General features: G+C 44.9%; 9 protein-coding genes, 1 tRNA gene, 1 pseudogene and 1 riboswitch. Of the genes and pseudogenes, 7 read left to right on the forward strand and 4 right to left on the reverse strand.

Going from position 1 to position 10206, the window contains the following annotated elements; all coding sequences use genetic code 11:
• Positions 1 to 428: pseudogene (locus IQ242_RS08315) on the forward strand (hypothetical protein); the annotation flags it as partial.
• Positions 429 to 644: 216 nt separating this feature from the next.
• Here the strand turns inward: IQ242_RS08315 and IQ242_RS26890 are convergent.
• Complete coding sequence (locus IQ242_RS26890; RefSeq protein WP_193959643.1) at positions 645 to 1643, reverse strand: pepsin/retropepsin-like aspartic protease family protein; 999 nt, start codon at positions 1641 to 1643, stop codon at positions 645 to 647.
• Between the two features lie 272 nt (positions 1644 to 1915).
• Here IQ242_RS26890 and IQ242_RS08325 point away from each other — a divergent pair, with 272 nt between their 5' ends.
• The 4 genes from IQ242_RS08325 to IQ242_RS08340 all read left to right on the forward strand — a co-directional run bounded on the left by IQ242_RS08325 (position 1916) and on the right by IQ242_RS08340 (position 6027).
• The gene (locus IQ242_RS08325) at positions 1916 to 2518 is read left to right on the forward strand and encodes a Uma2 family endonuclease (RefSeq protein WP_190722978.1); all 603 of its coding nucleotides are present in this window, start codon (positions 1916 to 1918) and stop codon (positions 2516 to 2518) included.
• A 173-nt stretch (positions 2519 to 2691) separates the two neighbouring features.
• Positions 2692 to 2826: riboswitch (cyclic di-AMP (ydaO/yuaA leader) on the forward strand.
• Between the two features lie 107 nt (positions 2827 to 2933).
• Positions 2934 to 3773: a nitrate ABC transporter permease gene (gene ntrB / locus IQ242_RS08330; RefSeq protein ID WP_108936655.1), complete on the forward strand. Its 840-nt coding sequence runs from the start codon at positions 2934 to 2936 to the stop codon at positions 3771 to 3773.
• 4 nt (positions 3774 to 3777) lie between these two features.
• On the forward strand, positions 3778 to 5181 hold the full coding sequence (locus IQ242_RS08335) for a CmpA/NrtA family ABC transporter substrate-binding protein (protein WP_193959644.1): 1404 nt from the start codon (positions 3778 to 3780) through the stop codon (positions 5179 to 5181).
• 9 nt (positions 5182 to 5190) lie between these two features.
• Complete coding sequence (locus tag IQ242_RS08340) at positions 5191 to 6027, forward strand: ABC transporter ATP-binding protein (RefSeq protein WP_193959645.1); 837 nt, start codon at positions 5191 to 5193, stop codon at positions 6025 to 6027.
• Between the two features lie 102 nt (positions 6028 to 6129).
• Here the strand turns inward: IQ242_RS08340 and murA are convergent, their stop codons facing one another.
• Positions 6130 to 7443 (reverse strand): UDP-N-acetylglucosamine 1-carboxyvinyltransferase, encoded by a 1314-nt coding sequence (gene murA / locus IQ242_RS08345; protein ID WP_193959646.1) that lies wholly within the window; start codon positions 7441 to 7443, stop codon positions 6130 to 6132.
• A 191-nt stretch (positions 7444 to 7634) separates the two neighbouring features.
• On the opposite strand from murA, the gene IQ242_RS08350 reads away from it, so the two are divergent.
• Together IQ242_RS08350 and IQ242_RS08355 are read left to right on the forward strand one after the other, a co-directional pair.
• Positions 7635 to 7718: transfer RNA gene (locus IQ242_RS08350), tRNA-Leu, on the forward strand.
• Positions 7719 to 7809: 91 nt separating this feature from the next.
• Positions 7810 to 8604: an RNA methyltransferase gene (locus IQ242_RS08355; protein WP_193959648.1), complete on the forward strand. Its 795-nt coding sequence runs from the start codon at positions 7810 to 7812 to the stop codon at positions 8602 to 8604.
• Between the two features lie 42 nt (positions 8605 to 8646).
• On the opposite strand, the gene IQ242_RS08360 is transcribed toward IQ242_RS08355, so the two are convergent.
• Together IQ242_RS08360 and IQ242_RS08365 are read right to left on the reverse strand one after the other, a co-directional pair.
• On the reverse strand, positions 8647 to 9378 hold the full coding sequence (locus tag IQ242_RS08360) for a TIGR02391 family protein (RefSeq protein ID WP_193959647.1): 732 nt from the start codon (positions 9376 to 9378) through the stop codon (positions 8647 to 8649).
• Positions 9379 to 9751: 373 nt separating this feature from the next.
• Entirely contained in the window at positions 9752 to 9937 is a 186-nt protein-coding gene (locus tag IQ242_RS08365; protein ID WP_072927206.1) for a hypothetical protein, read from the reverse strand.
• Positions 9938 to 10206 lie beyond the last annotated feature (269 nt).

The raw sequence follows: 10206 nt of genomic DNA on the forward strand, positions 1-10206 counted from the left end.
CACAGAAACGAGCAGTAGAAGAATTAGTGCAATTGCCTGAAGGGAATCCCTTCCAAGAGAATTTACTGGAAATTCTGGCCAACTGGCGCAAGAGTTTGGAATTAAGAGATAATTTAAGTGCCGAGGAACAGGAGGAGATTATGAACCTATCACCAGCTTATTTACAACAACGGGAAGAGTGGAAACAAGAAGGGATACAAGAAGGGATACAAGAAGGGATACAACGAGGGATACAACGAGGCAGTTTAGAAGAACGGTATTCCCTGATAACCAGTCTTCTGGAAGGACGCTTTGGCAGCCTAGATGCAGAATTATCTAGTCTGGTGGGACAGATTGCCCAACTTCCTATCTCGGAACGCACCAGTTTACTTCTTTCTCTGGCTAATTTATCTCGCTCAGAACTGTTAGAAAGATTCAGGGAAAATTAAACTTTCAATCCCCCTAAGCCAGGAAAAACTATACCCAAGCATTAATGGTAGTTTATCTGCTGAATTATGGGCAAATCTCGCTCGCGGAACACATGAGTAGAAAACGGGTTTCTCGGAGAAACCCGTTTTCTGTGCGTTACTCAACGGATTTAGTATGACAACTGATAAAAACCCCTCCAATTAATGAAGGGGAATTGTCGGATTTTATTGATGGTATTAGGAGACTTTTGTGGTTTCTTTTTCTGAGGATTTAGAGGATTTCAATTGGCGCTTGAGGGTTGAAGCTGCGCCTAGAGTGCCGAGGGCTAGTATGCTTAGGATGGAGGAGGGTTCGGGGACTTTCTCAGTTGTGATAAATTTGACTGGAGTTACTTCTTTTGAATTTGGTGGATTCGGTGGACTTGGTAGAGTAATTGTAAGTTTGTCTGATTCTAATTTAAATCTTTTATCCAATACATCAGAGCCAAGTATTCCTGATACTCCTTTAGGCAAACCCTGAACATTATTGATGACAAAAGGTATAGTTCCAATTTTGTTTAAATTACCTAATTCTACGGGAGAAGTACCAGTTGCACCACCTTCAAGTGTTGCTGTTAATGGTTCCCCCGTCTTTGGATTAAGTAAGGGTAATAATCCAGCAGCATCGCGATTAGCTGTAGAAATTATAGTTCGAGGACTTCCTGTATCAATAAGATATTTTACATCTACAGTACCAGTTACACCTTTAACTGGGATTGTCACTAGATATCTTCCGTTTTCAGAAGTGACTGGAAAATCTGGATTAATACTTAAAAGTACGTCGTCCAAAGTAAAACTAACAGACTGAAAAAAGTCTGCACCTAAAATTCCTGTTACCCCAAGTCCAAGACTTAAAGGAAAATCGGAAACAAGGAAGTCTATAGGAACTTCTTGAACTGAATCAACAATAACAATGGAACCAGATTCTAAAGGTCCAGTCAAACTAACATCAGGTAAAAAAATTGTTGTCCCTGTCTCTGTTAAATCTAGAAGTGAAGCAATATCATCATCTAAAATTGTGTATTTTGAGCCAGTGTCTATTAGGAATGTAACAGGAGTATCATTGACAGGCAGTTCTACAATTTGATAAGTATCTCCACCAGTCGCTGAAAAGAAAAATGCATTAGCACTTTTCGGAAATATCGTTATTGAAGTTAGTCCCAAGGTAAGCAAAGAGGCGAATAGATGATTGTTCATGGTTTTAGTCTTTATTGCAGTAGCCAGGTCAAGCAATAACCCAACCCAACACCAAAAGGGGATAGCAAAACAATACACATTACCCCCCCCGAACTGTATTCTAAGCTACATTTTTATAAATATTTACATTCCTCTTCGTCAGGCTTCTTTGGCAAGGTTAAGAGCGATCGCCTTCTATCTTTTAGTAGTCAATAATGCCGATGACAAGAGCTAAGTTAAGATTGAAGGGCATTCAGTTGTTAATTCGTGTAATTCTTGAGTAGGGCGAAAATATGACGACACTACTTGTGCAAGCGACCTCGGCTCCTCTGATGATTGATCTTCCTTGGATTATGCCGATGACGGAGGAGCAATTTTATGAATTTTGTTTAGCCAATCGAGATTTACGCATTGAACGCAGTGCTAGTGGAGAAGTGATCGTTATGCCTCCTGCTTTTTCAGATACGGGTAATCGCAATTTTAATATAGCTCTGCAACTGGGGAACTGGTCAGAACTAGATGGAACGGGGCTTGGGTTTGATTCTAGTGCGGGTTTTACGCTGCCCAATGGCGCAATTCGTTCACCGGATGCTGCTTGGATTAAATTAGAACGCTGGAATGCTTTAACAGAAAAACAAAAAGCCTCTTTCGCCCCCATCTGTCCCGATTTTGTCATTGAATTGCGTTCTGCTAGTGATACGGTATCCAGTTTGCAGAAAAAGATGGAAGAATATATTGCCAATGGTACTTTATTGGGTTGGTTAATCGATCGCCAAAATCGCCAAGTCTATATTTATCGTCCCCATCGAGAACCGGAGATTTTAAATGCTCCTGAAACCATTAGTGGTGATCCAGAATTGCCGGGGTTTGTATTAGTAATGGCTAAGATTTGGTAAATGCGATCGCTGCGGACTCCTGTTATGAATTATGAATTATGAATTGGGGAAGTGGGGAGTGGGTTTTTAAAGTTGGATTGGGAGTTAATCATACTGTTAAAAAAGGATTTAGTATCAGGGGCGACCGGGATTTTCCCACAACTCGATCGAATATGTTATCATTCTGGGCAAATAGAGTAAGTCAGCCTAATTCAACCGTGGTCTGTTGAAGCGGAGGAACCGAATTTGGGGCGAATTTCAGTCAATGAAAAGGACATCTCTCAGTCCTAGCCCGTCAGCTAACTTCGTCGGCATTGGGGGAAGACTGAAGAGAAACAGAATAGGAGATATTCCTGCAAATATTCTGGCTCTTTCAGGATTCTTGGTTGGTACTGCTCATTATCTGTACCTCGATCCTTATACAAGGGTAAATAACATGAATATTGCGGCTATTTTAGTCGCTGGGCGTGCCACAGGCAGGCAAGCGAAAGCTTGGCTGTTTAAGGATGTGGTACTGTATCCGGCGATGGGTTTTATCGGTCTGATTACCCTCTGGTGGGTAATTGCGACTTTCCGAAGTGAATTGATGCCCAATCCTTGGCAGGCCTTGACTAGCAATCTCGATTATATTCTCCATCCCTTCTATCGTCGCGGTCCGGGCAATCTCGGCATCGGTTGGCTATTGCTGGCCAGTTTGCGACGCGTCTTAATCGGTTTTCTGTTGGGAGCATTAGTGGCTATTCCGGTCGGGTTTCTCATCGGGCTATCCCGGCCAGCTATGCTCATCCTCAATCCGATCATTCAAATTCTACGCCCCGTTTCCCCCCTAGCTTGGCTACCCATCTCTCTGGCCATGTTTGGAGTCGCGGAACCCTCGGCCATTTTTGTGATTTTCATCACCTCCCTCTGGTCAACCATGATTAATACAGCCCTAGGAGTCGGTAGTGTACCCAAAGACTATATCGATGTGGCCAGAGTCCTAGAAATGCCCAAATATCGCCAGATTTTTAAAATTATCCTCCCCGCTAGTTTGCCTTACATTTTTACGGGATTGCGCTTAAGTTTAGGAATTGCTTGGCTAGTCATCGTAGCCGTGGAAATGTTAACCGGAGGTGTGGGAATCGGGTTTTTTCTTTGGGATGAGTGGAATCGCTTAAACCTTAGTTCCGTCTTTCTGGCGGTGATTGTCATCGGCGTTACCGGTTTAATCCTCGATTACCTAATTAGCCGTTTACAAGTCCTTGTCACCCATCGTCCCGCTAAACCGGGCAGTTAATATCATGATTCCCCCCATATCTAGACGTACCTTCCTTCAGGGATTGGGGACGACTTTGGTGACTGGTAGCCTGACTGCCTGTACTATCAATGCCAGTCGCAACCCGACGGGATTAACCGAGGCAGCCCTAGCCGTAACCCCGATTATCGACCCGAAAACCCTAGAAAAACCTCACCTCACCGTGGGATATGTCCCCGTCAATGATTGCGCCCCCTTCGCCGTCGCCTGGGAAAAAGGCTTTTTTCGTAAGTATGGACTGAATGTCAGCCTCAGTCGGGAAGCAAGTTGGGCGAATTCCCGTGATGGGATTATCTTCGGACGCTTGGACGCTTCTCCCGTGGTCTCCGGGGCGATTACCAATGCGAGGACGGGAGCAGAAGGGGCGCGGGTTGCCCCTCTGTGTGGGGCGATGACTATTCATCGTCACGGCAACGCTATGACCATGAACCGGCCGATGTGGGATTTTGGCCTTCGACCTTGGCGAGAGTATAATGGCGATCTTGAGCAAGCGGGCCGGCAACTGCAAGCCTATTTCCAGAGTATCCCCCCAGAAGAGCGCATCTGGGCGGTGGTCTTGAGTTCCTCCATCTATGAATACTTCCTGCGTTACCTGACGGCATCGATGGGCATTAATCCGATCGAGGAGTTTCGTCTTTTGATTATTCCGCCGCCGCAGATGGTCAACAATATGCGTATTGGCACAATGCAAGCTTATATGGTGGCCGAACCCTGGAACACTAGGGCGATTACCGGTAACGAAGGGGTCGGTTTTACCTTTGCCCAGGGACGGGAAATCTGGCAAGGACACCCCGATCGCATTCTAGCGGTGATGGAGTCTTTTATCGAAGAAAACCCGAAAACCTATCGCTCTTTAGTCAAAGCGATGATTGAAGCTTGTCAGTATTGCGATCGACCTGAAAATCGAGAGGAAGTAGCGACGATCATTTCTGGGCGCTCGTTTACAGGGGCAAAACCACAATTTACCCGCCCCGGTATCGTTGGGGATTACAACTATGGCGGTTTCGATGATCGAAAACGTCTGGTTGAGGATCTAGCGACGACAATTTTTTTCGCCATGCCAAAAGATATTGCCAAAGCCGATCACGATCATTCTACCTTTCTCTGGCAATCGGAAAGTCTTTGGTTAATCACCCAGGCCGCTCGCTGGGGACAGATTGCTGAAATACCCAAAAATGCGGAAGAAGTAGCCAAAAAAGCTTGGAAAACCGATTTATACCGTCAAATCGCCGACGATATGGGTATTGTTTCTCCCAGCGAGGATTATTACGTCGTACCGCCGGGGGCTTTTATCGATCAAAAAGCTTTTGATCCTAGCGATCTCGTCGGTTATCTCAACAGTTTTGAAATTCGCGCCAATTCACCTCAATTCTTTTATTTGCAGGGATAATTAATTATTATGGCCCAATTCTCCTCTGTTCCTAACTCGCTCTCAAGTTCCTTTTCCGGGGAGGAATTTTTAGAGATTAAAAATATTGTTAAAGCTTATCCTCAGGCTGATGGCGGTAATTTTGTTGTCCTCGATGGGGTCAATCTAACTATTGGTTCCCAGGAATACATTTCGGTGATCGGTCATTCCGGTTGCGGCAAATCGACGCTTTTAAAAATTATTGCCGGTTTAGAACAAGCCTCCTCGGGACAGGTGACTTTAGAAGGAAAGTTAATTCGTAAACCGGGGGCCGACCGCATGATGGTTTTTCAGCATTATTCTCTTTTGCCCTGGTTGACAGTGCGAGAAAATATTCGCTTGGCGGTGGATGAAGTTCTTAAAAGTGCTAGTAAAGTTGAAAAAAATAGCCTTGTTAATGAACATTTAGCTATGGTGCATTTAACGGCCGCTGCTGATAAATATCCCGAAGAAATCTCCGGCGGAATGAAGCAGCGGGTGGGCATCGCTCGCGCTTTGGTAACTCGACCGAAAATGCTATTAATGGATGAACCTTTTGGGGCTTTAGATGCTTTAACTAAGCGAAAATTACAACAGGAAGTTCTGAAAATTTGGGAGAGTCACCGGCAAGCGGTGATTATGATTACCCATGATGTAGATGAGGCAATTTTCATGTCCGATCGCATTGTTTTAATGACCAATGGGCCCCATGCTAATATCGGTGAGATTTTAACAGTGCCTTTTCCCCATCCCCGGGATCGTCACGCCATGCGAGAAACTCAAGAATATTATGATTTAAGAAATCATGCTCTCGATTTTCTAGAGCGTTATTTTACAGCAGATGAATAGGCGGTGAAAAAGTCAGATAATATCTGTAGGGGCGAAGCATTCGGATGGGAAATCTCCGGTTTCAGCGATAGGTTATTGCCCGAATGCTTCGCCCTTTTTCTATTAAGATGGGGACAGGGTAGCCAATTCTAAGGCTAAAGGATCAACCCGGCGTAAATTTGCCCCTAATGCTCTTAATTTACCCTCTAAATTATCGTAACCTCGATCGAGGTGATGGAGTCCCTGCACAATAGTAGTCCCCTGGGCTGCCAATCCTGCTACCACCAAAGCTGCCGAAGCGCGTAGATCCGTGGCCATCACCGGCGCTCCAGAGAGGAAAGGCACACCGCGCACTAAAGCGACATTTCCTTTGACCTTGATATCTGCTCCCAGACGCTTTAATTCGGCCACATGACGCAGACGATTTTCAAAAACCGTCTCATTAACCACGCTACTGCCCTCGGCTAAAGTTAATAGAGCCATAAATTGGGCCTGCATATCCGTGGGAAAACCGGGATAGGGCAGGGTTTCCATATCGGTGGCTTTTAAGTCTCTAGGGATAATCCGGAGACGATTGGGACCATCTTCCACCACTTCCGGACCGATTTCGTGCAGTTTGGCAATTACCGAAGCTAAATGGCTGGGAATTACGGGATAAAGACTAATTTCTGAGCGGGTAATTGCCCCGGCTATCAGTAAAGTCCCCGCTTCAATGCGATCGGGAATGATACTGTAATCGGTACTGTGCAGACGGGAAACTCCCTCGATGACAATTGTATTGGTCCCGGCACCGCGAATTTTTGCCCCCATGGAAACACAAAAATTGGCTAAATCAATCACCTCTGGCTCCTGGGCCGCATTACCGAGAATGGTTTCCCCTTGCGCTAAAGTCGCCGCCATCATTAGGGTTTCCGTCGCTCCCACACTGGGATAATCCAGATAAATATTCGCCCCTTTCAGACGACCATTACCCTTAACGCGGGCGTGTACCATGCCGCCATCGATTAATACATCTGCACCCATTGACTGTAGGCCTCTAACGTGCAGATCAACCGGTCTGGCCCCAATGGCGCAGCCGCCGGGGAGGGGAACTTTTGCTTCTCCCAAACGGGCTAAAATCGGTCCGATGGCGAAAAAACTGGCTCGCAACTGGGAGACGAGATCGTAGGGTGCTTGAGCTTGTTGGAGGTCTCTGCCATCAATCTCTAGTCTATCTCCGGTGCGACGGACTTGCACGCCCAAAGCCGAGAGAATTTGACTCATCCGCTCGATATCGGCCAGGGCAGGTACATTACCAATCTGGCACTCGTCGGAGCAGAGTAAAGCCCCCGCCATAATCACTAGAGCGGCATTTTTGGCACCACTGATCTTAACTTCACCCTTGAGAGAGTGACGACCTTGAATTTCTAAATAGGGATGCTCGGTATCGATGGTCATAGGATCATTCATTTATCTTAGTTGGGAGTCTTGGCTAAGGAAAGCTTCAGCAAAATGAGACTGCACTGTATCAGATTTTTGAGGAAATTATTGGTGATTCTACCCCGAAAAGCGATTTTTGTCTTAATTATCTCAACTATCTTGACTTATGGATTGTCCGATAGTATAATAAAAGATTGTGAAAGAAAAATGCGGAACTGGCGGAATTGGTAGACGCGCTAGATTCAGGTTCTAGTGTCTGCAAAGACTTTCGGGTTCAAGTCCCGAGTTCCGCATTATCTCCCTCAAGACGCAGTTGTTTAGGGTAGCCCTAGCAGGGTGAAAAATCCGATTGGCTATAATCTCGATCGCTCTCCTGTAACGGCTATGATTAGCAGTGTTCAAAACCCTTTAATCAAGCAAATTCGCAAGCTACACCGCACTAGAGAGCGACAGGAGCAGAATTTGTCCTTAATTGAGGGAACCCACTTACTAGAGACGGCTTTAGCCGTGAATTGTTCCCTGGAGACGGTCTGTTTGACGGAAAAGTGGCGGCAAAGACAGGGACAATTAGCAGAGAAGCTTCCAAATCAAGCCAAACGAGTCGAGATAGTTTCCCCGGAAGTCCTCGCTTCCCTAGCAACAACGGTTAATCCCGATGGTGTGATTGCCACTATTTCCCGTCATCACCTTCATCCAACCCCCCAAAATCCGCTACAATTGGGCTTAGTTTTGGAAAGATTGCAGGATCCGGGTAATCTCGGCACTATTATTCGCACTGCCGTGGCTACGGAAGTACAGGGTATCTGGTTAAGTCTCGATAGCGTCGAAATCGATAATCCCAAAGTGATCCGCAGTTCCGCCGGGGAATGGTTTCGATCGCCCCTAGTGGTAGAATCGGATTTATCGGCTTTAGTGAAAAAATATCAAGCACAGGGGGTAAAAGCGATCGCGACTTTACCCACAGCCACCAAAAACCACTGGGAGATTGATTTTACCCGTCCGACTTTAATATTATTAGGCAATGAAGGGGCTGGTTTATCACCCCAATTAGCGACTTTAGCCGATGAAACGGTGAAAATTCCCCTCTTTGGTGGTGTGGAATCTTTAAATGTTGCGATCGCTACTGCTGTCATCCTCTACGAAGCTAGAAGACAATTATCCTACAGTAGGGTGGATTAGCGTCAGCGTAATCCACCGTTAAACCAGACAAGAATTAGAGATTTATGTATTCTCGTTTTCTGTCTCCCAATCTAAATTATCTAGCATCTTCAACAATAAATTAATGAATACGATAATTTCTCCACCCTCCTCTGGTTTAGGATCGATGAATCGATGAGCGTAACGGTTACGAAAAAGCTTCATTGTACCCGAATATAAATCACGGTATGCCTCTAATTCTTCTGATGGAAGCTTATCTTTTTGTACAGATTTATTGCTTCCAAAAATTAGGTTAACAATACCATTACCCGTGGCTTTTTGATTAATATTATCAATATTTCCCAGTTTCCTCATGCGGTCTTCTAAAACCACTGTCGCATTGCGAATCGCAGTATCCCACGCTTTTGGATTATCTCCACCCGCACTCACAGAAAAAAGGACTCTCTCCCATAGTTCAGAGTCTAAATGTTCAACTTCAGTCAAGGGAATTAGATGACGAATAGCCGAGCGATTGGGTTCAGCAAAGTTAGAATCAACCGCTTCATAAGCTTTTTGTTTTAGAGCGCCCTTGTATTGATTCTGGCTTTTTTGTTGCCATATAACATAATCATATTTTTCTAAGATATCGAACGTTGGGAATTCGACAGAAGGAGTGCTATCAGAACCCTTGTAATCAACCCAACCATAATCGGTAAGAGTCGTAATGTACCAAATACTGTCCTCTTTAAGATTACCAGCCCGTACTTCTTTAACTATCCATCGCAAAAGGTTTTTTTGATTTTCTGTTAACGTCATATTTACACCTCGAAAAGTAACTAACAGTACTATTATACTATGTAGTTTTGATTTTCGTAACGGGAATTTGCTAAAACCGACATCTATATAGGGTCTGCTGAAAAAGTACGGGCGAAGCATTCGGATAGAAAATCTACGGTTTCACCGATAGGTTATTGCCCGAATGCTTCGCCCCTACAGGACACGGGCCGATGAAGACGCAAGGTTTTAAACGAAGATTCTCTCAAAATCTTGCACCTGTGAGAGCAAAACAGAACCCTAAAACCCTTACCTCGTCTATATTTCACATTTATTCAGCAAGCCCTATATAAATCCCTCGGATAGGTGAAACTGTTTCTATGAATAGTGAAATTTGATACAGTCAACCAATTTTTTACACTTCCGTTTTTTTGGCAAGTTTTGGCGGAATTTGCGCGGCTGTTAAGGTGACAATTTGGCCATCTTTGAAAATGCTGATAGATTCTCCTAAGAGGCGGTGTCTCTCAATTGCTTCTGCGATTGCGATTCTAACACCTGTATCGATTTTCTGATGCAGTTCCGTTAAGGTGGGTTCAGTCATTTTGGTTTCTGGTAATGATTCGGAAGGTGTCTGGGTTATAAATAATAGGAGGTTGATTAAATCCTAACGCAGCAACTAAGTGCGGTTCATCCCCAGAATTATCATAGATAACCCAAGTATCGCACAAGGGTAAATACAACTGCTTGACATCCTCGCCGCCCTAAAAGTGCGGCGATTCCTAAACCTCACGATTTAAGTTTCTGCTTCCACCACCGTCGCATACCACAGTTAAAAAACCATGTACTGTCTTACCCAGAGTCCACAGACTT

The organism is Microcystis sp. LEGE 08355 (assembly GCF_015207185.1).
Taxonomy (GTDB): domain Bacteria; phylum Cyanobacteriota; class Cyanobacteriia; order Cyanobacteriales; family Microcystaceae; genus Microcystis; species Microcystis panniformis.